Source organism: Thiopseudomonas denitrificans (assembly GCF_002866065.1).
GTDB classification, from domain to species: domain Bacteria; phylum Pseudomonadota; class Gammaproteobacteria; order Pseudomonadales; family Pseudomonadaceae; genus Thiopseudomonas; species Thiopseudomonas denitrificans.
In genome coordinates this window covers 94,594-118,344 of the sequence record NZ_LNJZ01000008.1, presented here as the reverse complement: position 1 = coordinate 118,344, position 23,751 = coordinate 94,594, and the positions used below count along the sequence as shown (strand labels likewise).

The following is a 23,751-nucleotide window of genomic DNA, read 5'->3' as shown; positions in this document are numbered from 1 at the left end:
GAAAAACGGAGAATGCATCATGACCAGAATACGCAATGGATGGGCCCTGGTGGCGTTGTTGTCCTGCGGTGCGGCCCAGGCGGTGGAATACTACCGCTACGTGGACGCCAATGGCGTCACGGTGATTTCCCGCCAGGGCGTACCCTCCAGCGTGATTGGCAACGGCTATGAGGTGATCAACGAACATGGCCGTGTGATACGGGTGGTGCCGCGTGCGCTGACCCCTGAAGAGCACCGCCTGTTGCAGGAAGAGAAGCAGCAGGCGGACATCGACCGTCAACTGTTGCGCTTGTATAGCCAGGTGTCCGATGTGGAACGGGCCGAAGCGCGCAAACAAATGGAAATAGACTCCTTTATCGGTCTGGTGCGCCGCAATATGACCGATATCCAGGAAGACAAGTCGGTGCTGCTCAAGGATGCCGGCAACCACGAGCGCGCCGGACGCGAGGTACCCGGTGCGCTGCTCGAACAGATTGCTGCCCTGGAGCAGAGGGAGCGCGTCTACCTGCAGGAAATTGATCGCTACCAGCAGCTCAAGCTCGATGTAGCGGCTGAATTTGCGGTCGACAAACGGCGCCTGGAACAGCTGCTGAATTCCCGCTAGATGGATTCAACGCGGCAAAAAAAATTGAGTCTGCAAAAAAACTGCAGTACCCTGCCCGTCCTTTTCTAAAAAGGCGTTCTTTTGGCCGGAATGTTTCCGGACTTTGTGGGAACCCATGTGTCCCATGTGATTGGCCATGCGGGCTGTCTGCCAGACTGCCCGGGCCGCTCTTGATTACCCAAGGTAATTGTCTTTTCCCTGCGGGGATACCCAGTCGGGCAAGCAGCGTCGGGCCGCCGTTCAGGTGGTTGTGCTTGCCATGAATATGGAGAGTACCCATGACTCGATTGATAAAAACAAGAGCCTCGGATGAGGTCTATACGCAAAACACCAAATTTGTGGTGTACACCGAACGGCAGCTGGAGCGGATCGCACCGCTACAGCAGCTGACGGCAGAACAGCGTTTTGAAATGCGCGTGGTGGCCAATGTGCTGCCGTTTCGTGTCAACCAGTATGTGATTGACGAGCTGATCGACTGGAACAACATTCCGGCTGATCCGATTTTCCAGCTGACCTTTCCCCAGCGCGGCATGCTCGCTCCCGAAGATTACGACCGCATGGCCGAGGCGCTCATGCGTGAAGCCGAGCGCAGCGAAATCCAGGCGATTGCCAACGACATCCGCGAAAAACTCAACCCGCACCCCGCCGGCCAGCAGGAAATGAACGTGCCCATGCTCGATGGCGAACCCTTGCCCGGCATGCAGCACAAGTACCGTGAAACGGTGCTGTTCTTTCCCAGTCAGGGCCAGGTGTGCCATACCTACTGTACGTTCTGCTTCCGCTGGGCGCAGTTCATTGGTGACAAGGAGCTGCGTTTTGCCAGTAATGAGGCTGACAGCCTGCATCGCTATCTGGCACAGCACAAGGAAGTGACCGACCTGCTGATCACCGGTGGCGACCCGATGGTGATGAAAACCCATCATCTCAAGGGCTATCTGGACGGCATGATGCGCCCCGAGCTGGATCATGTGCAGACCATCCGCATCGGCACCAAATCCCTGACCTTCTGGCCGCAGCGCTTTGTCACCGACCCGGATGCCGACGAGCTGCTGGCGCTGTTCACCCGTCTGGTGCGTGGTGGCAAGCATGTGGCGCTGATGGCCCATTTCAACCACTGGCGTGAAATGGAAACGCCGATCGTGCGTGAAGCGATCAAGCGCATCCAGGCAACAGGAGCCGTCATTCGTGCCCAGGCCCCCGTGGTCCAGCACATCAATGATGATCCGGATGTCTGGGCGCGCATGTGGCGTACTCAGGTACGGCTGGGCATCGTGCCCTATTACATGTTTGTCGAGCGTGACACCGGTGCCAAGCGCTACTTCGAGGTGCCGCTGGAGCGCACCTGGCAGATTTACCGTGAGGCCATTCAGCAGGTCTCCGGCCTGGCGCGTACCGCCCGTGGCCCGTCGATGAGTGCCGGCCCCGGCAAGGTGGAAATCCAGGGTATTGATGTGATCAACGGCGAGAAGGTGTTCATTCTGCGCTTTATCCAGGGCCGCAACCCGGACTGGGTTCAGCGTATCTTCTTTGCCAAGTACGACCCCGAGGCCACCTGGTTTGACGACCTGGTACCGGCGTTTGGCGAAGAGAAGTTTTTCTTTACTGATGAATACAATGCCATGCAGGAGCAGGCTGGCGCCTGACTTCGGGTGTGATGAACGAAAAAGGCTGCAGTCCGTGGGGGCTGCGGCCTTTTTTGTGTCCGGCAGTTGGCGGGGGCTTAGCTGTTGGTGATCAGCGTACCCACACCGGAGTCGGTAAAGATCTCCAGCAGGACGGCATTGGGTACTCGGCCATCAATGATGTGGGCGCTGCGTACGCCGGCCTGTACCGCATCCAGTGCGCAGCCGATCTTGGGCAGCATGCCGCCATAGATGGTGCCGTCCTCGATCAGGGCGTCGACCTGCTCGGTATTCAGGCCGGTCAGGACGTTGCCCTGCTTGTCCATCAGGCCGGCAATGTCGGTGAGCAGCAGCAGTTTTTCGGCGTTCAGCGCCTCGGCCACCTTGCCGGCCACCAGATCGGCGTTGATGTTGTAAGACTCGCCATCGGCACCCACGCCAATCGGCGCGATGACCGGGATGAAGTCACCCTGCACCATCATGTGCAGCAGGTCCTTGTTGATGCTGGCGACCTCGCCGACCTGGCCGATGTCGATGATTTCCGGCTTGGTCATCTCCGGTGTCTGGCGGGTGACTTTCAGCTTGCGCGCACGGATCAGGCGCGCATCCTTGCCGGTCAGGCCGATGGCGCTGCCGCCATGGCTGTTGATCAGGTTGACGATGCTCTTGTTGACCAGCCCGCCGAGCACCATTTCCACCACGTCCATGGTCTGGCTGTCGGTGACGCGCATGCCGTCGACAAAGCGGCTTTCGATGTTGAGGCGCTTGAGCAGCTCGCCGATCTGCGGGCCGCCGCCATGCACCACCACCGGGTTGATGCCGACCGCTTTCATCAGCACGATATCGCGGGCGAAGCCGTTTTTCAGCTCCTCGCTTTCCATGGCATGGCCGCCATATTTGATCACCAGCGTCTGGCCGACAAAGCGGCGGATGTAGGGCAGGGCTTCGGATAGTACTTCGGCCACGTGGGCCGCGTCTTGGCGGTTAAGGGTCATGGATGGCTCCGGTGTCAAAATGGCCAGTGAATATCGGGAGCGACCGCCAGCAGCTGGTCGCGGAACAGGTTCTGGATGGATTGCAGATCGTCTTCGCTATCGCCCTCGAAACGCAGTACCAGCATGGGCGTGGTGTTGGAGGCACGGATCAGGCCCCAGCCTTTGGGGTAGTCGACGCGAATGCCGTCCAGTGTGGTGAGGCTGCCGTCACCCCAGTCGGCCGATTTTTGCAGCGCCTCGATGATGGCGAATTTGCTGTCCTCGGTGACTTCGATGGTCAGTTCGGGAGTGGACGGGCTGACCGGATAACGGGCAAACACCCGGTCCACGCTGTCATTCTCCATGCTCAGGATTTCCAGCAGGCGGGCAGCGGCATACACGCCGTCATCAAAGCCGAACCAGCGCTCCTGGAAGAAGATGTGCCCGCTCATTTCGCCACCCAGCAGGGCACCGGTTTCGCGCATCTTGGCTTTCATCAGCGAGTGGCCGGTTTTCCACATCACCGGCCGGCCGCCGCAGCGACTGATCAGCGCGGCCAGGCGGCGGGTACACTTGACGTCATAGAGAATGTCGCAGCCGGGGTTGCGGGACACCACATCCTTGGCCAGCAGCATCATCAGGCGGTCGGGATAGATGATCTCGCCGCTGTTGGTCACCACGCCGAGGCGGTCACCGTCGCCGTCAAAGGCCAGGCCAAGGTCGGCACCGGTTTCCTCGACCTTGCGGATCAGGTCCTGCAGGTTCTCGGGTTTGCCGGGATCGGGATGGTGGTTGGGGAAGGTGCCGTCAACCTCGCAATACAGCGGGGTGACGATGCAGCCAAGGTTTTCCAGCAGTCGGGGCGCAACCACACCGGCTACGCCATTGCCGCAGTCCACCACTACCTTGAGCGGGTTGCCGATGGCCACATCGTCGGTGATGTGATCGATATATTGTTCCAGCAGGTCAACCTGCTGGACCGCCCCGCTGCCTTGCAGCAGCTCCTGGTTGGCAATCCGCTGGTACAGGGCCTGGATGCGTTCGCTGGCCAGGGTCACGCCGGCAATCACGATTTTGAAGCCGTTATAGTCGGGGGGGTTGTGGCTGCCGGTCACCATGACGCCGGAGGTGGCATCGAGCTGGTGGGTGCCGAAGTACACCAGTGGTGTGGGTACCATGCCCAGGTCGAGTACGGTACAGCCGGTGTCGGTCAGTCCACGGGTCAGGGCCTCCAGCAGTTGCGGGCCGGACTGGCGGCCATCGCGGCCCACCACGACCCGGGCTTCGCCCTGGGCAATGCTCTCGCTGCCGACGGCACGGCCGATCCAGTAAGCGGTATCGGCATCCAGATTCTGGCCGACAATACCGCGAATGTCATAGGCGCGGAAGATTGTCGCATCCATGGCTGGCGGGCTGGCTGGCGACTCTTGCATGTCATGCAGGGCGTTTTCGTCCAGTTCCATATCGAGAATGTCGATTTCGAGCGCTTCGTCAAATACAAAGGGTTTGACTGATGCCGTTTGCGGTTGTCCGGCAGCAGGTGCCGTTTGTGGCAGCGGGGCAGCTGCCGCTGGCGTGGCGGCGGGTTTGGCGGTTGCACGCTGTTGATGCTTCTGCAGTGCTTCGACCAGAGGGGAGAGTCCGGCTGTTGCCAGCGGGCCGATGGCGGATAATTTGCCGGAGTCGATCACTGCGGCGGCGAGCAGGCGGGCATCTTCAGCCAGCTGTTTGCGCAAACGGCCCTGCAGGATCAGCAGTGCAGCGACGGCGCTCAGCAGCAGGATCAGCGGCAGGGCGAGATACTGGACCAGCCTGGGGTTGTCCAGCAGTTCGGGGCTGTCCATGCCGACCGACAGGCTCCAGTACGGGTGTCCTGTCTTGAAGGATTGTGCTGCAGATGACTGCAGGCCGGGGCCGGCACGATACAGCTCAAGTTGTGGTGTTTGTGGCAGCTGTTGCTGCAGACGTACCTGCCAGGCGCCTGACAGGGCAGGAGCAGACAGACTGTCGAGCATGGCTTTGGCGTCATAGACCAGCAGCAGGGTGCCGATCACCCTTGATTGCTGCGGGTGCAATACCGGGCTGGCCTGGTAAAACAGCTGTTTGCCGTCACTGGTTACATATTCTAGCGTTGACTGCTGATTGGTTGCCGCAACACCGAGGTGGTCAAGGGCGGCGAAGCCCAGAGCGGCGTCGGCAAGACTGCCCGGCGTCATGATGACCACCGATGACAGGTATGGCGTCTGCGCCCACTCGCGCTGCAGGCGGGCCAGGGTGTCCTGGTCCTGGCTCAGAATGGCGCGGACCAGGGCCGGGCTGGCGGCAAATGTCCTGCTGCCGGCCTCGGTAATGTCAAGCAGCAGCTCAAGCTGTTGCTTGTAGGCGTTGGCCAGGTTGCCGGTCTGCCAGCTGGTCTGCTCTTCCGTGGCGGACTGGTTGATCTGTAGCAACAGGGCGCAGATGGCCAGTAATCCCAGCAGGACAGGTAGCAGGGCGGCACCCATGGGGGATATGTGGCGCTTTTTCTTCCCGGATCGGGCTTTGGACTTCGGGTTGGCAGCTGTCTTCTTGAGCTTCATGAAACCTCCGTGCCGGCTTGCTGGCCAGTTTTATTGTTTGCCTGTGTGGCCAAACCCGCCACTGCCACGCTCGCTGGCGGCAAAATCGTCAACCAGCCGCAGTTGTGCCTGTACCACGGGTATCAGTACCAGCTGGGCAATGCGCTCGCCCGGTTCGATGGTGAAGCTGCTCTGGCCGCGGTTCCAGCAGGAGACCATCAATTCGCCCTGGTAGTCGGAGTCGATCAGGCCGACGAGGTTGCCGAGCACGATGCCGTGCTTGTGGCCCAACCCTGAGCGCGGCAGGATGACAGCCGCCAGGCCCGGGTCTTCGATGTAGATGGCCAGGCCGGTGGGAATCAGCAGGGTATCGCCGGGGTTCAGTGTGACGGCCTCTTTCAGCATGGCGCGCAGGTCGAGTCCGGCCGAGCCGGCAGTGGCATGGGCAGGCAGGGGGAATTCGCTGCCCAGGCGCGGGTCGAGAACTTTGGCTTGGATGGCGTGCATGTCAGGGTTCGTCCTTGTTCAGGTACTGGTGAATGAGCCCGATCAGCTGGTTGGCGATCTTGCTTTTGCTGGTCTGGGCAAAATGGGTCTGGCGATGGGAGCGGTCGATCACGGTGATGGCGTTCTCTTCGCTGTCAAAGCCGATGCTGGAGTTGGAGACATCGTTGGCCACGATCAGGTCCAGATTCTTGTCGCGCAGCTTGCCGGCAGCGTAGTCCAGCAGGTGTTGTGTTTCTGCGGCAAAGCCGACGCTGAACGGCCGGTCGTTGCGCTGCGCCAGTGATGCCAGAATGTCCGGATTGCGTACCAGCTGCAGCAACATGCCGTCAGCGCTGCCCGGGTCCTTTTTCAGCTTGTGCTCGGCGGGCAGCTCCGGGCGGAAGTCGGCAACTGCGGCGGTGGCAATCAGGATATCGCAAGGCATGGCCGATTCGCAGGCCAGCAGCATTTCGCGGGCGCTGGTGACGTTGATGCGGTCCACTCGTTCCGGAGTTGCGAGCTGTACCGGGCCGCTAACCAGGGTGACGCGGGCGCCGGCTTCTGCTGCGGCGCGCGCCACGGCAAAGCCCATCTTGCCGGAGCTGTGATTGGTAATGTAACGCACCGGATCGATCGCCTCGCGGGTTGGTCCGGCGGTGACCAGTACGTGCTTGCCGGTCAACAGACCGGATTCGAAGCATTCGGCGGCGTGCTGTGCCAGCTGATCGGGTTCCAGCATGCGGCCGGGACCGATATCACCACAGGCCTGGCTGCCGGCTGCCGGGCCGAACAGGCGCACACCGCGCTGTGTCAGCACCTGGGCGTTATGCTGTGTTGCCGGGTCGCGCCACATGGCCTGGTTCATGGCCGGTGCCAGCGCCACCGGGGCGTCGGTGGCCAGCACCAGGGTGGTGAGCAGATCGTTGGCATTGCCCTGGGCCAGACGGGCCATGATTTCTGCGGTGGCTGGCGCCACCAGCACCAGGTCGGCCCAGCGGGCCAGCTCGATATGGCCCATGGCCGCCTCGGCAGCCGGATCGAGCAGGTCCAGATGAACCGGATGGCCGGACAGTGCCTGCAGGGTCAGGGGGGTGATGAATTCTTGTGCGCTGCGGGTCATGACCACGCGGACATCTGCACCCAGATCCTTGAGGCGGCGCACCAGCTCTGCCCCTTTGTAGGCGGCAATGCCACCGCCAATGCCGAGAATGATGCGTTTGTTGGCCAGGCGCTGCATGAAATCGTCCTGTTACAGAGATGTGGATGGTAAATTTACAAAACTGCATTAAGATAGCACAAGGAAGCTGCCGGAACAGCAGTGGCTGTAGTGCTGTCGGTATGCGATCAGGGACGGGGTGGCAAGCCCCGCAGACATACAAGGAGGTATGCGCAATGAGCATACGTTTGTGGCCGGAACATGAGCGTCCGCGCGAAAAACTGCTGCGTTCGGGTGCGATGGTACTGTCGGATGCCGAGTTGCTGGCAATTTTTTTACGCACCGGGGTGCAGGGCTGCAGTGCGGTCGAGCTGGCCCGCCGGTTGCTGGGAGAGTTCGGTGGCCTGCGTCAGTTGCTGGAGGCGGACCAGGACGAATTCACTTCCCATCTGGGGCTGGGGCCGGCCAAGTTCGCCCAGTTGCAGGCGGTGCTGGAAATGGGTCGACGACATCTGGAGGCGACCATCAAGCGCGAGTCGGCACTGGAAAGCCCGCAGGCGGTACGTGATTTTCTCAAGGCGCGGTTGCGCCATGAGCCGCACGAAGTGTTTGCCTGCCTGTTTCTGGACACCAGACACCGGGTACTGGCCTTCGAGCCGCTGTTCTATGGCACCATTGACGGTGCCAGTGTGTATCCGAGGCAGGTGGTCAAGCGGGCGCTGGCGCACAATGCGGCGGCGCTGATTCTGAGTCACAACCATCCGTCGGGTGTGGCAGAGCCCAGCCAGGCCGACCGGATGCTGACCGAGCGCCTGAAGGAAGCGCTGGCGCTGGTGGATGTGCGGATTCTCGATCACTTCATCGTGGGTGATGGCGAACCGCTGTCCATGGTCGAGTACGGCTGGATGTGAGAGTTAAATTTTATCGCAACGCTTGCTGTTGCGGGCGGATTTTGCTATAAAGTGCGACTTCGTTCCAGACCCGGTCTGTGGCCTTGTGTACCTGTGCATCACGGGAAGCGCTGCCTGGCGGGTCTGCAGAGATGGAAGTTTCATTGAAAGCAAAGCATTTTCAATGGCTTGCAAGATAATACGTTTTCAACAGCCAACCCATGCCGGGTTGGGCATGTGGTTCTAGAGGGCTGAGGCATGTCAAGAGTTTGTCAAGTAACCGGTAAGGGTCCGGTTACGGGGAACAACGTTTCCCACGCCATGAACAAAACCCGTCGCCGTTTCCTGCCAAACTTGCAGTACCATCGTTTCTGGGTTGAGTCCGAGAAGCGTTTCGTACGTCTGCGCGTATCTGCCAAAGGCATGCGTGTCATCGACAAGCGTGGCATCGACACCGTTCTGTCCGAGCTGCGTGCTCGTGGCGTCAAGTTCTAAGGAGCAGCATCATGCGTGATTTGATTCGTCTGGTGTCCAGCGCCGGTACCGGCCACTTCTACACCACCGACAAGAACAAGCGTACTACTCCGGAAAAACTGGAAATCAAGAAATATGATCCGGTTGTCCGCAAGCACGTGATCTACAAGGAAGGCAAAATCAAGTAATTGATGCGCCCTCAGAAAAGGCCCGCCTCGTGCGGGCTTTTTTGTGCCTGCAGCCCGCAGCTTGTCCGTTGGTCGGCTCCGGCTTGCGCGTCAGGCATGCCGACACCTTTTATGGCATCCTGTCTGCCTTGACGGAACGGAAGGCAGGAAACAGGGAGGTGGCATGAAAGTCATGGTGCTGGGTGCCGGAGTGGCGGGCATCGCCACGGCTTATTATTTGCGGCAGTCGGGTTTTGATGTGACCGTACTGGAGCCGCAACTGGCTGCGGGCCGGGAAACCTGCTGTGTCGGCTGCGGCATGTCGGGCGGGGTGGCTCCATGGGTTGCTCGCAGTACGGTGCTGCAGACAATGCGCGGGCTGTTGCTCCGGCATGGGCCACCGGCTCTGCGTCCGGGCACCGGCTGGCAGCAGTATCAGTGGGTGTGGCGGTTGCTGCGTAATTGCTCCGCCGCCGGTCGTGCGGCGAGCCGGGAGCGCTTGTTGCGACTGACCGGGTATGGTCAAGGGTGCTTTGCGGAGCTATGTGAGGCTGCCGGCCTCGACGGGGCAGGCGGGCGCTGCGGCATGATCCGGGTCTTTTATGACCGGCAGCAGCTGGAGATGGCAGTGGCGGACATGCAGCGTGCCGTCAGCAATGACCTGTCATGCAGCCTGTTGTTGCCGGATGAAATAGGGCGGGTTGAGCCAGCCCTGCACGGAGTGCGCCATCGATTGGCTGGCGCCCTGTATTGGCCCGGAGCCCGTTCTGTCGATTGCTGCGGGTTTGCCGGCGGGCTGAGCACGCTGGCGCGGGCGGCCGGTGTCGAGTTCCGTTTTGGCAGCAACATTGAGCAACTGCCGGGTGAAGGCGACCGCGTGCAGGGCGTGCGGGTCAATGGGGCGCTGCTGCGGGCCGATCACTATGTGTTGGCGCTGGATGAGCGGGCACGGGCTTTGCTCGACGGGCTGGGTATTGCTGTTCCGATGCATCGGTTCAGGAGCCATGCGCTGGCCTATGACATCACGGATGCGGCTGCGGCCCCCCATTCCACGGTGTTTGATTCGGCCCGGGGTGTTACCATTACCCGCTTTGGCCGGCGTCTTCGCTTGCACGGCATGCAGGAGCTGGCCGGCAGGCGTCCGGATCCGCAACGCAGGCATGCTCTGGCCATGGTTGCCGATACGCTGTTTCCACTGGCTGGTGATAGCCGCAGTGGCGAGTTTCAGGCTGGTCTGTGCCACGTCACGCCGGATGGCGTACCCGTGGTGGGGGCTACGGCTTACGCCAATCTGACGCTGAATATTGCCCATGGCGGCTCAGGTTGCGCGGTGGCCTGTGGCACGTCCCGCTATCTGGCCGACCGGCTGGCAGGGAGGACACCCGAAATCAGCGGCGAGGGACTGGATATCTTCCGTTACGCTACCTGTTAATCATTTGTCTGTTTTGAGGAATGTCATGCGACCGGCACAGGCTACAATTGATCTGTCTGCATTGCTGCATAATTACCGGCTGGCCAAAACGCTCAGTCGTGGTGGCGCCCTGGCCGTGGTCAAGGCGGATGCTTACGGGCATGGCGCGGTGCGCTGTGCGCGGGCGCTGGCCGCAGAGGCTGACGGTTTTGCCGTGGCCTGCATTGAAGAGGCGCTGGAGTTGCGTCAGGCCGGTATCCAGCTGCCGATTTTGCTGCTTGAGGGTGTGTTTCACCCGGATGAGCTGGCGCTGTGTGTCGAGCAGGATTTTTGGCTGGTGGTGCATGCCTGGTGGCAGCTGGAGCTGCTGGAGCAGGCTGCCCTGTCCAGACCGCTCAATTGCTGGCTCAAGCTGGATTCCGGCATGCACCGGGTCGGTTTTTTTCCGCATGAATACGCAGCCGCCTGGCAACGGCTGCGGGCCTGCGCCAATGTTGCCGATATCGTCATGATGACTCACCTCGCCCGGGCCGATGAGCCCGAGCGGGTCAGTACGCTCGAGCAGTTGCGCCAGTTTGACAGTGCCACCAAAGGCCTGGAGGGCTTGCGCAGCCTGAGCAACTCGGCGGCAACCCTCGACTGGCCGGAAATGGCCAGCGACTGGACCCGCCCCGGCATCATGCTGTACGGCAGCAATCCGTTAGCGGCAAGCCACGAACTGGGCCGGCACCTGCAGCCGGTGATGACGCTGGAGTCGAGGGTGATTGCCGTGCGTGAGCTGCCGGCTGGCGAGGCGGTGGGCTATGGTGCGCGTTTTGTCACTCCCGGGCCGGCCCGTATCGGTGTGGTGGCCATGGGATATGCCGATGGCTACCCGAGACATGCGATGGATGGCACGCCGGTGCTGGTTGACGGGCAGCCGGCGGCCCTGGCGGGTCGCGTGTCGATGGACATGCTGACTGTCGACCTGACCCGGTTGCCGCAGGCCGGGGTCGGCAGCAAGGTGGAATTGTGGGGTCGCCACCTGCCAGTGGAGCAGGTGGCCAGGCACGCAGACACTATCGCCTATACCTTGCTGACCGGTGTGCGGCGGGTGGCCTGGCACTATCATGGGTGAGCGGATGCCACTGGCGGCTGGTACGGACGGCGGATCGAATATGCACTGTCGTGCGGCCGGCTGTTTCACATCAACCCCTGACTGGTTATACTAGTCGGCAATTTACCGCCGGCTGCCACACAGACAGGCCCGGGCTTTGTTGCAGGCCGCAAGGCTTGCCGGAACTTTCAACGTCAAAATAAAGAGGGTAACCCGTGAACCTGATTAAAAAGATCCTGGTCGCTCCGGCGGCTGCATTGTTTGTATTGGCGGGTGCGGCTGCACAGGCAGCAACCGATGATGCCGTTGCCGCACGCCTCAAGCCGGTGGGCGAAGTCTGCATCAAGGGCCAGGAGTGTGCGGCTGCTGCAGCTGCTGCCCCGGCCGAAGCGGCCGGCGGTTCTGCGTCCGCAGCGGCAGCTGGTCGTAGCGGTGATGATATCGTTGCCAAGAGCTGTGGCGTTTGTCACGGCACCGGCTTGCTTGATGCGCCGAAGACCGGTGACAAGGAAGCCTGGGCCATTCGTGCCGAAGCCGGAGGCGGTATGGACGGCTTGCTGGCCGTTGCCAAAAGCGGCAGGGGTGGCATGCCACCCATGGGTACCTGCGGCGACTGCTCTGATGACGAGCTGATCAGCGCGATCAAGGCCATGTCCGGTCTCTGATCCGGTACGTGATGCACAAGAACCCCGGCCAGGCTCTGTCCGGGGTTTTTTATGCGTTACGCGCTGTCCGGCGCAGCCATCGCTGGCGAGCGGGAGCCCGGGCGCGGAGGAATGCCTGAAAAAGGTGCAAATGGCCTCTGCTTGCGGTTCGTGATTTTATCGTCGGCAACAGCATTGGCGCACTGGCGGGTGCATGGCAACAGTCACGCTTTGTGATAGTATTCGTCAGTCGGGAAAATACCCCTGTAACGGTATTTTCATACAAAAGCACAGGCACAGACATGCCTGATAAATCACCCATACAGCCCTGCATGATGCAAAAGGAGAATAACCATGGCCTTTGAATTGCCAGCACTGCCCTATGCGCAGAACGCCCTTGAGCCACATATTTCCGCAGAAACCCTCGACTACCATCATGGCAAGCACCACAACGCTTACGTAGTCAACCTGAACAACATGGTGCCCGGCACCGAGTTTGAAGGCAAAAGCCTGGAAGATATCATCAAGACTTCCACTGGCGGCGTTTTCAACAATGCGGCCCAGGTATGGAACCACACCTTCTACTGGAACTGCCTGAGCCCCAACGGCGGCGGCGAGCCGACCGGCGCACTGGCTGACGCCATCAATGCCGCTTTCGGTTCCTTCGACAAGTTCAAGGAAGAATTCACCAAAACCGCCATCGGCACCTTCGGTTCCGGCTGGGCCTGGCTGGTGAAGAAGCCTGACGGCACTGTCGGCCTGAGCAGCACCATCGGTGCCGGCTGCCCGCTGACCACCGCAGACAAGGCCCTGCTGACCTGCGACGTGTGGGAACATGCCTACTACATCGACTACCGCAATGCCCGTCCGAAGTACGTCGAGGCATTCTGGAACCTGGTCAACTGGGACTTTGTTGCCGCCAACTTTGCCGGCTGATAGTCCTCTCCTGTGCAGGGTCCGGCGTTGCCGGGCCCTGCACAAGCGGCACCGGGTGCCGCATGTGTCTGATTACGAAACACCACAGTATTTTTGCCGTCACCTGTATATGCGTCAGGGCCTTGCATGACTGTCAGCCAAACCGACTCCAAACCCCGCCAGACCCGGCTTTCCGGCATATTGCTGCGCCGGACGCTATGGGTGGCTGTCGGTATCGGCATCCTCATGAGCCTGCTACAGGTGCTGCACTCCGTCTCCTTGGTCAGGGACAGCATACGCAACGAGGGTCAGCAGATGCTGGCAGTGCTTGCCGGCCCAGCCCGACAGGCCTTGCAGGACAACAATGCTGGCATGGCCCGGCAGGTCGTCAACGGCCTGCTGCATCACCAGGCCGTCCGTTCGGCCAGGCTGGGCCGCTCGGGAGAGCTGCCGCTGGCCGAACAATTGCGGCCCCTGCGCTATTCAGCCGAACGCTATCTGACTGACCGCCTGTTTGCTGCCGAACAGCATTTTTATCTGGAGCTGGGCGGTGAGGCCGGTGAAGCCTATCAGGGCCGTCTCGAAGTCACTCTGGATACTGCCGGTTACGCCAACAGCTTCATGCGCGAGGTGGGAGTCATTCTGCTGGTCGGCCTGCTGGGCACGGTGTTGCTGCTGGCCAGCCTGCACCTGGTATTGCGCAGGCTGCTGAGCCGGCCGTTGGCCGGCATGCTGGAAGAAATGACCTACATTGACCCCGAGCGGCCGGGCCTGCATCAGCTCGGTATCGCACCGGCTCACCGGCACAATGAGCTGGGGCAGTGGGTAGAGCGGGTCAATCAGCTGCTGCGGGCCATTGCACACGTCAACCAGTTGCGTGAAGAAGCAGAAGAAAGCCTGCTGCACATGTCCCATGTCGATTTTCTTACCGGCTTGCCCAACCGTCTGGGGCTGCAGGGCAAGCTCGACGGCATTCTCACCCGTGCCCGCCAGACCGACAAGTCGGTTGCCGTCATGTGTATCGGGCTTGACGCTTTCAAGTCGATCAACGAGCGCTACAGCTTCCAGCTGGGCGACTGGATTCTCAGGTCTTTCGCCCAGCGGGTTGACAGCCAGCTGTCGGCCGAACTGGACAGCTTTGCGCGGCTCGGTGGCGACCAGTTCATCCTCATTCATTCCGGGCTGGACAATTCGTACCAGGCCGCGGTGCTGGCGCAAAAGGTTCTGTTCCTGTTGCACCAGCCGTTCAAGGTGCCGCAGGACGGCCAGGCAGATGTCAGCATCCGCCTCAGTGCCAGCATCGGCATTACCCTGTTTCCCGGTGATGCCCAGACCAGCGAGTTGCTGTTGCAAAAAGCCGAACAAACCATGCGCCTGTCAAAAATGGGCGGGCGCAACCGCTACCAGTTCTATATCGCCAGCATTGACCAGCAGCTGCGCCAGCGCCGCCAGATGGAGACCGACCTGGACAATGCGCTGGCCAACCGCGAGCTGTATTTGCTGTATCAGCCGCAGATTGAGCTGGGCAGCAACAAGGTGGTTGGCGTCGAGGTGCTGTTGCGCTGGCAGCGCAGAAGCGGTGATCTGGTCTCGCCGGAAACCTTTATCCCGCTGGCGGAGCAAACCGGAGCCATTGTCAAAATCGGCGAATGGGTGCTGGAACAAACGTGCGAGCAGCTGCGTGACTGGCTGGATATCGGCTGGCGCGACTTCAGGATTGCAGTCAACCTGTCGGCGGTCCAGCTACACCATGAAGGGCTGGAAAGCGCCATCAAACGGATCATGATCGCCCATCGCATTCCGCCCGGAGCGCTGGAACTGGAGATCACCGAAACCAGCCTGATGCAGGATGTGGAAACCGCCCGCAAGAAACTGCTGGCACTGCGCAAGCTAGGCGTGGCGATCGCCATAGACGATTTCGGCACCGGGCATTCGTCGCTGGCCTATCTGAAGCGCCTGCCGCTGGACAAGATCAAGATCGATCGCAGCTTTATCCAGGACATGCAGACCAGCAATGACGATGCCACTATCGTGCGCACCATCATCCAGCTGAGCCACAGCCTGCAGCTCAAGGTGCTGGCCGAAGGCGTCGAGACCCGAGAAACGGAACAGCTGCTGGTCAGGCTGGGCTGCGATGAAGGCCAGGGCTACCTGTACAGCAAGCCGGTAACTGCCGAGGCCCTGATGGACAAATATGGGCGTTTCGGTGATTGAAGCGGCTGGCAGCCGGCTGTGTCGCCGGCGGCAAACGGGCCCGGAAATATCAGATTCGAGAGCAGAATGAATATACAGATTATTTTGAATGGCGAGCCTTTCAGCCTGTCGGATGGCGACACGGTCGGACACCTGGTGCAACAGCTCGGGCTGCATAACCGGCGGATTGCGGTGGAGCTGAACCACGACATCGTGCTGCGCAGCCAGTACGCCGAGACCCGGCTGCAAACCGAAGACCGGGTTGAAATCGTGCACGCCATCGGCGGCGGCTGACGCCGGACTGCCCTGGCCGCGCCACCCCTTATTCCACGCCAACCAAGGACATCCTTGCATGACACAGCCACCCATTGACCAGCCTTTCGTGCTGGCCGGCAAAACCTATCAATCCCGCCTGCTGGTGGGTACCGGCAAATACCGCGATCTGGAAGAAACCCGACAGGCGATCGAGGCCTCCGGTGCCGAAATCGTCACCGTGGCGGTGCGTCGCACCAATATCGGCCAGAATGCCGGCGAACCGAACCTGCTCGATGTCATCAGCCCGGACCGCTACACCATCCTGCCCAATACCGCCGGCTGCCATACTGCCGAAGACGCCGTGCGCACCTGCCGCCTGGCGCGCGAGCTGCTGGACGGCCGCACACTGGTCAAGCTGGAGATTCTCGCCGACGACAAGACCCTGTTCCCCAACGTGGTGGAAACCCTCAAGGCAGCCCGCACGCTGGTCGATGAAGGCTTCGACGTCATGGTCTACACCAGCGACGACCCCATCATTGCCCGCGAGCTGGAAGCCATCGGCTGCATCGCGGTGATGCCGCTGGCCGGCCTGATTGGCAGCGGCCTGGGCATCTGCAACCCCTACAACCTTAAAATCATTCTGGAAGAGGCCCGCGTACCTGTTCTGGTCGATGCCGGTGTCGGCACCGCTTCGGACGCCGCCATTGCCATGGAAATGGGCTGCGCCGCAGTGCTGATGAACAGCGCCATTGCCCATGCGCAACAACCAGTGCTGATGGCCGAGGCGATGCGCCATGCCGTCATTGCCGGCCGGCAGGCTTACCTGGCCGGCCGCATGCCCAAACGCCTGTACGCAACCGCCTCCTCCCCCTTGCAAGGCCTGATTTGACGTGAACGATACAGTACAGACGGCAGCACCCCAGCGCCGCGAAATCAAGAGCTTCGTCATGCGCGCCGGTCGCATGACACCCGGCCAGCAGCGCGGCCTGGATGACGGCTGGCCCCGGTTCGGGCTGGAGCTGGAAACAGGTCCGGTTGATCCGGCCAGCCTGTTTGGCCGCGTTGCGCCGCTGACCTTCGAGATCGGCTTCGGCATGGGCCAGTCCCTGCTGGAAATGGCCGGCGCGGCACCAGACCAGGACTTCATCGGTGTCGAAGTGCACCGTCCAGGCGTGGGTGCGTTGCTCAACGGGCTGTTGAAGCAGGAGCTGGATAACGTCCGGGTGTACAGCTGTGACGCCCTGGATGTCCTGCGTCAGTGCATTGCAGACAGCAGCCTTGACCGGGTACTGTTGTATTTTCCCGATCCGTGGCACAAGAGCCGGCATCACAAGCGGCGCATCGTCAACGAGAACTTTGCCGCGCTGGTCAGGCAAAAACTCAAACCGGGCGGCATACTGCACATGGCCACCGACTGGGAACCCTATGCCGAGCACATGCTTGAAGTCATGCAGCAGGCTCCCGGCTACACCAACCTGTCGGCTTCTGACAGCTGGGTCGAGCGTCCGTCCGAACGCCCGGTCACCAAGTTCGAGCGGCGCGGCGAGCGCCTCGGACATGGTGTCTGGGACCTGAAGTTCGCCCGCCGGGATTGAGCAGGCAATTGGTAGCGCCAGTGGTTACAGGCAGCATGATACAACCCTGACGAACATCGTGGAGAGCAAGGAAATGGCAGTATTATCACGGATCGGATTGCGGCAGCTGGTGGTTCTGCTGGTCTTGCTCAGCTTGCTGGTGGCTGCGGGCAACATGTTCTGGGCCGGCAGCTCCCTGTACCAGCAGGCGCTGCTGGATAACGACCTGCACAGGCAGCAGGGGTTTGCCAGGCAGCTCGCCGACAAGCTGGGCCAGCGTCTGCAGCAGGGGCCAAGGGCCGGCCTGCTGGATGACCTGCTCATGGATGAACACCAGCGGGCCTGGATCATCAGCCCGGGCGGGCAGGTTGTGCTTCCCGGCGGGGCACGCCTGGCCGCAGTACAGGAAAGGGCGCTGGCTTTGCAGCAACATGAGCAGACGGTCCTGCTGCCCGATGACCAGGGCGTCGGGCAAATGATCAGCATTGCAGCCGTGCCGGGCTCTGACTGGCGGCTGATGCTGCAAACCCCCTCCGTTGGGCAAGCCGCAGTGCAGCCAGCCTTTGCCGATCTGCTGGTTTATATCCTGCCGGCCGGTTGCCTGCTGCTGTTGCTGGCGTGGCTGGCAGGCGGCAGCCTGGCGCGGCCGTTTCGCTTGCTGGCGGCCTGCGCGCGCAATCTCAACAGGCCGGAAAGCATTGCCGTGATCGGTGCCGTACAACCCAGCTCGCGGGAGGCGGCAGAACTGCAGAGCGGCCTGCTGCAAGGTGCCAGGCAGCTGGACCCCCAGTCAGCGATGCCCGATGCAAGCAGCATCGACCCGCTCACCGGCCTGAGCACACCAGAGATCCTGCCCGAGCTGGTCACCAACATCAGCCTGGGCGGCACCAGCTTTACCGCATTGGTACTGGCCGTGGATGATTACGAACAGATTCGCGAGCATTTCTCCGAGCCGCTGCGCAACCTCGCCCTGAAACATCTGGCCGGGCTGCTGTTGCAGCATTCGCGCGAGCTGGACATCAGCGTACGCATGGGCGAGGAAGTGTTCCTGCTGCTGCTGCCGCAGTGTCCGATCGTGATTGCCCAGCGTATCGCCGAACGCTTGCGCAGCAAAATACAGGACAGCGCGTTCGAGGGAGTCGGCCACATGACCATTTCCGTCGGCGTGGCAGCCTATCAGCCGGGCAGCAGTGACCCCCTTGAAACGCTCAAGCAGGCCCAGCAACTGCTGATCAGCGCTCGCCGTGAAGGACAGAACCGCGTGCATGTCATGCCGGAATAGTACCGGCCTGACAGCAGCCTGTTCAGTGGCGGTCGGCAAAAATGCCGATCAGCACAAACAGCACCAGCAAAACGGGGGCCAGGGTGTAATTGTTGAGCTGTGCCAGTGCCTGCTTGATCAGGGGCGTCAGATGGATCATGGCCAGCCCGTAACCGATCGCGCACACCAGAATGAAAATCAGCGTACGGAAGATGAAGTGCAGCGTGCCGGTCTGCCGGCGCAGCCATGCGTTGAGGATCGGACCGAACAGCACCAGCGTGGAAGCCATCAGCGCCATGCTGATATCACCCAGATGACTGCGTGACCATTGTGACAGGCTGACAATCCAGCCGGTGAACATATCCATGGGAACTCCTGTGTGAAAATCATAGTTGGCTGGGTGCCTGTCTGAAGTTGCTAAACCAGCCTGTTTGTCTTTTTAATCAAGCTACAGCATTGCATTGCAGCTTTGCGCGGTTTCGCTTTGTCCGGATAAATCCGGACCTACAGCAGCAAAGGCTGCACAGCGCTTTTGTAGGTGCGAACTTATTCGCACAGGGTCGTGAGCTATCAAAAGCGCATAGTTGCAGATGGCAGGGTACTAAAAGCGATGCAGATTTTGCAGCATCAGCGCCTGTAGGGCAAAGCCCTCAATCCGTTCCCAGAAACATCTGCAACAGATCATTCAGGAACAGCTGACCGTGTGCGGTAGCAGCCAGGCGCTGCGGGTCGGCAGACAGCAAACCGCGCTGCTGTGCCTGCAATCTGGCCTGCTGCAGGACCTCCAGCGGCAAGCCGGTACGCTCGGCAAACAACCCGACCGGAACACCTGCCGTCAGGCGCAATGCATTCATCAGAAACTCGAATGGCAGCTCGTCGTTGCCCAGCAGCTGCCGGCCAGCCAGTTTTGGCTTGCCGTCACGCAGGTAGTCGTCCGGCTGACGGGTTTTCCAGTAGCGCTCGATGCGGCCATCGGCGTGGCTGACCTTGCCGTGGGCGCCGGCACCAATACCGAGAAAATCACCAAACTGCCAGTAATTCAGGTTGTGTCGTGCCTGCTGACCGTCCCGTGCATAAGCGGAAACCTCATACTGACGGTAGCCATGACTGGCCAGCAAGGCTTGGCCCTGCTCCTGGATATCCCACAGGCAGTCGTCTTCCGGCAGCTGTGGCGGCTTGCTCCAGTAAACCGTGTTGGGTTCGATGGTCAGCTGATACCAGGAGACATGACCCGGATCGAGCTCCAGCGCCTGCTGCAGATCACTCATGGCCTGCGCCGGAGTCTGGTCCGGCAACCCGTGCATCAGGTCCAGGTTGATGCGTTCAAAACCGGCCTGCCGGGCAATCTGTGCTGCGCGCAGGGCTTCATCACCGTCATGTACCCGGCCCAGCTGTTGCAGGTGCTGGCTGTTGAAGCTCTGCACGCCGATCGACAGCCGGTTGATACCCAGTTCACGGTAGGCGGAAAACTTGTCCTGCTCGAAGGTACCGGGGTTGGCTTCCAGCGTGATCTCGATATCCGGCTGCCAGCCGATGCGGGCCTGAATGCCATCCAGCAAACACTTGAGTGCCTCGGCCGAAAACAGGCTGGGTGTACCGCCGCCGATGAAAATAGAGGTCAGCGGCCGGCCGGCCGCCAGTGGCAGATCCTGCTTCAGATCCAGCAGCAGCGCATCGACATAGGCCTGTTCCGGCAGGCTGGACGGTGCCTTGTGCGAGTTGAAGTCGCAGTAAGGGCATTTGCGGATGCACCAGGGAATATGCACATATAGCGCCAGGGGCGGTAGGTCGGGCAGGGGGCGGCGGCTGTCGGAGGTCAATAGCTGGTTCATGTTTTGCGGCGTTATCCAGTTGTCTGCATTGCGTGCTGCTTGTGTGGGAGTTTTTGGCTGCGGTGTTGCTGGTGGGGGTGTTTGGTTCTTGGTTGCAGTGTAGCTGGCGGGGTAAGGCGCTTCGCAAAGCTACGCTGCCAGTCCCGAAGCAAGCTTCGAGCCTGTTGCTGATGCTTTGCTGCGGCCTCGCCCCGCCAGCGGATACACCTTGCCGTTTGTAGGGGGAGTGGCCCGACTGTGTCGGGCTGCTGTCGCTGTGTGGTTTTTGGCTGCAGTGTTACCGGCGGAGCGAGGCGCTTCGCAAAGCTGCGCTGCCAGTCCCGAAGCAAGCTTCGAGCCTGTTGCTGATGCTTTGCTGCGGCCTCGCCCCGCCAGCGGATACACCTTGCCGTTTGTAGGGGGAGTGGCCCGACTGTGTCGGGCTGCTGTCGCTGTGTGGTTTTTGGCTGCAGTGTTACCGGCGGAGCGAGGCGCTTCGCAAAGCTGCGCTGCCAGTCCCGAAGCCAGCTTCGAGCCTGTTGCTGATGCTTTGCAGCGGCCTCGCCCCGCCAGCGGATACACGTTGCCGTTTTTGTGGGGGGGTGGCCCGGCTACGCCGGGCTGCTGTCGCTAGTACGTCCAGCATCGGAGTCAGCCCTAAACACTGCGTCAGCAGTCCGGCGTAGCCGGACCCTCTCTCCCCCAACGCCAAGGTGTATTGCAGAGTCGGGGGAACCGGAGTAACGCCTTAGCGCCATGAGCGCCGCAGGCGATCGTGGCAGCGCAGCGTTACGTAGTGTTCCGCCGGCTCTGCCACACACCGACAGGCAAAAAACCTTTATAACCCCAAACGCTGCCTAAACCGCTGCATGGCCAAAGCCCTATGACTGATACGGTTTTTCAGCTCAGGCGAAAGCTCGGCACTGCTACAGCCATGCTCCTCAATCCAAAACAGCGGGTCATAACCAAAGCCATGTTCACCTCTGGCAGCATGCAGAATGCGGCCTTGCCAGAGCCCTTCACAAACAACCGGTAGCGGATCTTCGGCATGCTGTACCAGTGCCAGCGCACAGACAAACTGCGCACCGCGCCGGGCATCGGGCACATCCTTCAGCACTTCAAGCAGCTTGGTATTGTTCGCGGCATCATCGCCGGTCCCTGAATAGCGGGCCGAGTGAATGCCGGGCGCGCCACCGAGGAAGTCCACCGCCAGACCTGAATCGTCGGCCAGCGCCGGCAGGCCGGAGACGCGGGCGGCGTGACGGGCCTTGAGAATGGCGTTTTCGATGAAGGACAGGCCGGTTTCTTCCGGCGCTTCACTGCTGAATTCGGCGACCGAGCGCACCTGAAAGCGGTCGCCCAGCATGGCCTGCAGTTCTTTCAGTTTGCCGGCGTTATGGCTGGCGAGAACGAGGGTGTTCATAGGTCGGGAAAGACTTCCTGGTTGAATTTCAGGTTGTGGCTCTTGCGTTCGCCGTCCACCAGCTTGATGTCGAATTTCAGCAGCTCACGGCCATCGATCGGAAACTGGGCGATGTAGTACACCGCATCGCCTTCGTCGATTTCGCGGAATTCGAGGTTTCTCACCTGGCCAAGCAGGTTGGTCAGGGTACCGCTGACGGCGCTTTTCTCGCCCTTGCCGTCACGCAGTGGCGCGACGTTCAGCACGGCGATGTTCTTGCCACGCTCAAGGCCGCTGGCCTTGGCGATTTCCGGCTGCAGGAAGCTGGAGTTGAACACGATGTAGTGGATGTCCAGCGCACCCGAGGTGATTTTCTGTTCGGCGGCGGCGCTCAGGCTGAACAGCAGGGCAGCGGCCAGGGTAACGAGTTTGTGCATGTGCAAAGTCCTCCGTTAGGCGATTTTGACAGGGTTGCGGGTGACGCGATAAATGCCGATTTCACCCAGCAGGTTGGGCCACAGCTTGCTGCCGAGATGGTCGCGGTGCTGGTTGTCCACCGCCAGACGATCGAGCACCTGCATCTGCATTTCGCTGCACAGGGCCTCGAAGTCCTTGAAGGTGCAGAAGTGGATGTTGGGCGTGTTGTACCAGGTGTAGGGCATGAAATCCGATACCGGCATGCGTCCGCGCGTGGCCAGATACCAGCGGCAGCGCCAGTGACCAAAGTTGGGGAAGGTGATGATGCAGGTGCGGCCGACACGCAGCATTTCCTGCAGGATGCGGTCGGGGTAGTGCACCACCTGCAGCGCCTGGGTCATCACCACCACGTCGAAACTGTTGCTGGCGAAGTTGCCCAGCCCCAGGTCAAGGTTCTGCTCGACCACATTGACGCCCTTCTCGATGCAGGCGTTGATCTTGTCCGGGTCGATTTCCAGGCCGTAGCCGCTGACGTTCTTGTGCTCGCGCAGCCAGGCCAGCAGCTCGCCATCGCCACAGCCAAGGTCCAGTACGCGGCTGTTTTCGGGAATCCATTGCTGGATGATTTCCAGATCGGCTCTCATGGTCAAATCTCGATACGGTTCATGTAACTGGAAAACGCCTGCAGATAGCGCGGATGCGGGATCAGGAAGGCGTCATGGCCGTAGGGTGCGTCAATATCGACATAGCTGACGTCCTTGCCGGCGGCGATCAGGGCGTTGGCGATTTCCTGCGAGCGTGCCGGCGAGAAGCGCCAGTCGGTGGTGAAGGAAATCAGATAGTAGCTGGCGCTGACATGGGCAAAGGTTTGTGCCAGGTTGCCGCCATGGGCGGCGGCCGGGTCGAAGTAATCCAGCGCCTTGGTCATGATCAGGTAGGTATTGGCGTCAAAGCGGGTGGAGAACTCCTCCCCCTGATAACGCAGATAGCTTTCCACCTGGAACTCGACGTTGTTGACGTCGAAGTTGAGCTGTTCGGTTTTCAGTTCGCGGCCAAACTTCTGCCCCATGGCATCATCCGACAGGTAGGTGATGTGACCGACCATGCGTGCGAGTTTAAGGCCGCGCCGGGGCAGGGTATCGTGTTCCAGAAAGTGGCCGTCATGAAAGTCCGGATCGCTGATGATGGCCTGCCGGGCCACTTCGTTGAAGGCGATATTTTGTGCGCTCAGGCGCGGTGCAGCGGCAATTGCCACGCAATAGCGGACACGGTCGGGGTAGTCGATGCTCCACTGCAGTGCCTGCATGCCGCCGAGGCTGCCGCCGATCACCGCCGCCCATTGCCTGATGCCTAGACGGTCGGCCAGTTGCGCCTGACTGTTGACCCAGTCGCGCACGGTCATCATCGGAAAGTCGGCACCATAGGGCTTGCCGGTGGCCGGGTTGGGGCTGGCCGGGCCGGTGGAGCCGTTGCAACCACCCAGGTTATTCAGGCTGACGACAAAGAAACGGTTGGTGTCGATGGGCTTGCCGGGGCCGATGCAGGCATCCCACCAGCCGGGTTTGCGGTCATCCTCGCTGTGGTAGCCGGCGGCATGATGGTGTCCGGAGAGGGCATGGCAAATCAGCACCGCATTGCTGCGGGCCTCGTTGAGCGTGCCGTAGGTTTCGTACACCAGCTCGTATTCGTCCAGCAGGCGGCCACAGGCCAGCCGCAGGGGTTCGCTGAAATGTGCTGTCTCGGGCCTGACCAGGCCAACGGAGTCTTCGGGAAAAACGCGGGACACCTGATGCTCCAAGTGTGAAAACAATAAAAATCCTGCCGGCCCGGGCCGGGATTGC

24 protein-coding genes are annotated in these 23,751 nt (G+C 61.1%); 14 read left to right on the top strand and 10 right to left on the bottom strand.

Going from position 1 to position 23,751, the window contains the following annotated elements; genetic code table 11:
* Positions 1-19: 19 nt before the first annotated feature.
* Both AR306_RS08220 and AR306_RS08215 read left to right on the top strand, forming a co-directional pair.
* On the top strand, positions 20-604 hold the full coding sequence (locus AR306_RS08220) for a DUF4124 domain-containing protein (protein ID WP_101497096.1): 585 nt from the start codon (positions 20-22) through the stop codon (positions 602-604).
* Positions 605-882: 278 nt separating this feature from the next.
* Positions 883-2,247 carry a KamA family radical SAM protein gene (locus AR306_RS08215; RefSeq protein WP_101497095.1) on the top strand — a complete coding sequence of 455 codons (1,365 nt, stop codon included), beginning with the start codon at positions 883-885 and terminating at the stop codon, positions 2,245-2,247.
* Positions 2,248-2,324: 77 nt separating this feature from the next.
* Here AR306_RS08215 and argB read toward each other — a convergent pair whose 3' ends face one another.
* Genes argB through coaBC form a run of 4 tightly spaced genes read right to left on the bottom strand, consistent with a single transcriptional unit; the run spans position 2,325 to position 7,481 of the window.
* A complete protein-coding gene (argB, locus tag AR306_RS08210) occupies positions 2,325-3,221 on the bottom strand; it encodes an acetylglutamate kinase (protein WP_101497094.1) in 897 nt (298 codons plus the stop codon).
* A gap of 14 nt (positions 3,222-3,235) precedes the next feature.
* Positions 3,236-5,779, bottom strand: a complete 2,544-nt coding sequence (locus AR306_RS13640) for a phosphomannomutase/phosphoglucomutase (RefSeq protein WP_101497093.1) — start codon at positions 5,777-5,779, stop codon at positions 3,236-3,238.
* Between the two features lie 30 nt (positions 5,780-5,809).
* Complete coding sequence (gene dut / locus AR306_RS08200) at positions 5,810-6,265, bottom strand: dUTP diphosphatase (protein ID WP_101497092.1); 456 nt, start codon at positions 6,263-6,265, stop codon at positions 5,810-5,812.
* Between the two features lies 1 nt (position 6,266).
* A complete protein-coding gene (gene coaBC, locus AR306_RS08195; protein WP_101497091.1) occupies positions 6,267-7,481 on the bottom strand; it encodes a bifunctional phosphopantothenoylcysteine decarboxylase/phosphopantothenate--cysteine ligase CoaBC in 1,215 nt (404 codons plus the stop codon).
* A gap of 155 nt (positions 7,482-7,636) precedes the next feature.
* On the opposite strand from coaBC, the gene radC reads away from it, so the two are divergent.
* The 12 genes from radC (at position 7,637) to AR306_RS08135 (ending at position 18,301) form a co-directional block, all read left to right on the top strand.
* On the top strand, positions 7,637-8,311 hold the full coding sequence (gene radC / locus AR306_RS08190) for a RadC family protein (protein WP_101497090.1): 675 nt from the start codon (positions 7,637-7,639) through the stop codon (positions 8,309-8,311).
* Positions 8,312-8,548: 237 nt separating this feature from the next.
* Positions 8,549-8,785 carry a 50S ribosomal protein L28 gene (gene rpmB, locus AR306_RS08185; protein WP_101497089.1) on the top strand — a complete coding sequence of 79 codons (237 nt, stop codon included), beginning with the start codon at positions 8,549-8,551 and terminating at the stop codon, positions 8,783-8,785.
* An 11-nt stretch (positions 8,786-8,796) separates the two neighbouring features.
* The gene (rpmG, locus tag AR306_RS08180) at positions 8,797-8,952 is read left to right on the top strand and encodes a 50S ribosomal protein L33 (protein WP_101497088.1); all 156 of its coding nucleotides are present in this window, start codon (positions 8,797-8,799) and stop codon (positions 8,950-8,952) included.
* A gap of 163 nt (positions 8,953-9,115) precedes the next feature.
* Positions 9,116-10,363 (top strand): FAD-dependent oxidoreductase, encoded by a 1,248-nt coding sequence (locus AR306_RS08175; RefSeq protein ID WP_101497087.1) that lies wholly within the window; start codon positions 9,116-9,118, stop codon positions 10,361-10,363.
* Positions 10,364-10,388: 25 nt separating this feature from the next.
* The gene (gene alr, locus AR306_RS08170; protein ID WP_101497086.1) at positions 10,389-11,459 is read left to right on the top strand and encodes an alanine racemase; all 1,071 of its coding nucleotides are present in this window, start codon (positions 10,389-10,391) and stop codon (positions 11,457-11,459) included.
* A 194-nt stretch (positions 11,460-11,653) separates the two neighbouring features.
* Complete coding sequence (locus AR306_RS08165; RefSeq protein WP_101497085.1) at positions 11,654-12,103, top strand: c-type cytochrome; 450 nt, start codon at positions 11,654-11,656, stop codon at positions 12,101-12,103.
* Between the two features lie 333 nt (positions 12,104-12,436).
* Positions 12,437-13,018, top strand: a complete 582-nt coding sequence (sodB, locus tag AR306_RS08160; protein ID WP_101497084.1) for a superoxide dismutase [Fe] — start codon at positions 12,437-12,439, stop codon at positions 13,016-13,018.
* Between the two features lie 126 nt (positions 13,019-13,144).
* Positions 13,145-15,211, top strand: coding sequence for a putative bifunctional diguanylate cyclase/phosphodiesterase (locus AR306_RS08155; protein ID WP_101497083.1), 2,067 nt, complete (start codon positions 13,145-13,147; stop codon positions 15,209-15,211).
* A gap of 72 nt (positions 15,212-15,283) precedes the next feature.
* Positions 15,284-15,484 (top strand): sulfur carrier protein ThiS, encoded by a 201-nt coding sequence (gene thiS, locus AR306_RS08150; RefSeq protein ID WP_407071199.1) that lies wholly within the window; start codon positions 15,284-15,286, stop codon positions 15,482-15,484.
* 58 nt (positions 15,485-15,542) lie between these two features.
* Positions 15,543-16,334, top strand: a complete 792-nt coding sequence (locus tag AR306_RS08145; RefSeq protein WP_101497081.1) for a thiazole synthase — start codon at positions 15,543-15,545, stop codon at positions 16,332-16,334.
* A gap of 58 nt (positions 16,335-16,392) precedes the next feature.
* Positions 16,393-17,040 (top strand): tRNA (guanosine(46)-N7)-methyltransferase TrmB, encoded by a 648-nt coding sequence (gene trmB, locus AR306_RS08140; protein WP_240622531.1) that lies wholly within the window; start codon positions 16,393-16,395, stop codon positions 17,038-17,040.
* A gap of 73 nt (positions 17,041-17,113) precedes the next feature.
* Complete coding sequence (locus AR306_RS08135; protein ID WP_101497079.1) at positions 17,114-18,301, top strand: GGDEF domain-containing protein; 1,188 nt, start codon at positions 17,114-17,116, stop codon at positions 18,299-18,301.
* A gap of 22 nt (positions 18,302-18,323) precedes the next feature.
* On the opposite strand, the gene AR306_RS08130 is transcribed toward AR306_RS08135, so the two are convergent.
* The 6 genes from AR306_RS08130 to metX form a co-directional block, all read right to left on the bottom strand.
* Complete coding sequence (locus AR306_RS08130; protein WP_101497078.1) at positions 18,324-18,647, bottom strand: DUF3392 domain-containing protein; 324 nt, start codon at positions 18,645-18,647, stop codon at positions 18,324-18,326.
* A gap of 283 nt (positions 18,648-18,930) precedes the next feature.
* Entirely contained in the window at positions 18,931-20,112 is a 1,182-nt protein-coding gene (hemW, locus tag AR306_RS08125; RefSeq protein WP_101497077.1) for a radical SAM family heme chaperone HemW, read from the bottom strand.
* An 817-nt stretch (positions 20,113-20,929) separates the two neighbouring features.
* Positions 20,930-21,514 (bottom strand): RdgB/HAM1 family non-canonical purine NTP pyrophosphatase, encoded by a 585-nt coding sequence (gene rdgB / locus AR306_RS08120; RefSeq protein ID WP_101497076.1) that lies wholly within the window; start codon positions 21,512-21,514, stop codon positions 20,930-20,932.
* A complete protein-coding gene (locus AR306_RS08115; RefSeq protein WP_101497075.1) occupies positions 21,511-21,930 on the bottom strand; it encodes a DUF4426 domain-containing protein in 420 nt (139 codons plus the stop codon). Before AR306_RS08115 ends, rdgB begins: the two co-directional genes overlap by 4 nt.
* A gap of 15 nt (positions 21,931-21,945) precedes the next feature.
* Positions 21,946-22,554, bottom strand: coding sequence for a methionine biosynthesis protein MetW (gene metW / locus AR306_RS08110; protein ID WP_101497074.1), 609 nt, complete (start codon positions 22,552-22,554; stop codon positions 21,946-21,948).
* 2 nt (positions 22,555-22,556) lie between these two features.
* Entirely contained in the window at positions 22,557-23,696 is a 1,140-nt protein-coding gene (gene metX, locus AR306_RS08105; protein WP_101497294.1) for a homoserine O-succinyltransferase MetX, read from the bottom strand.
* Positions 23,697-23,751: the final 55 nt, after the last annotated feature.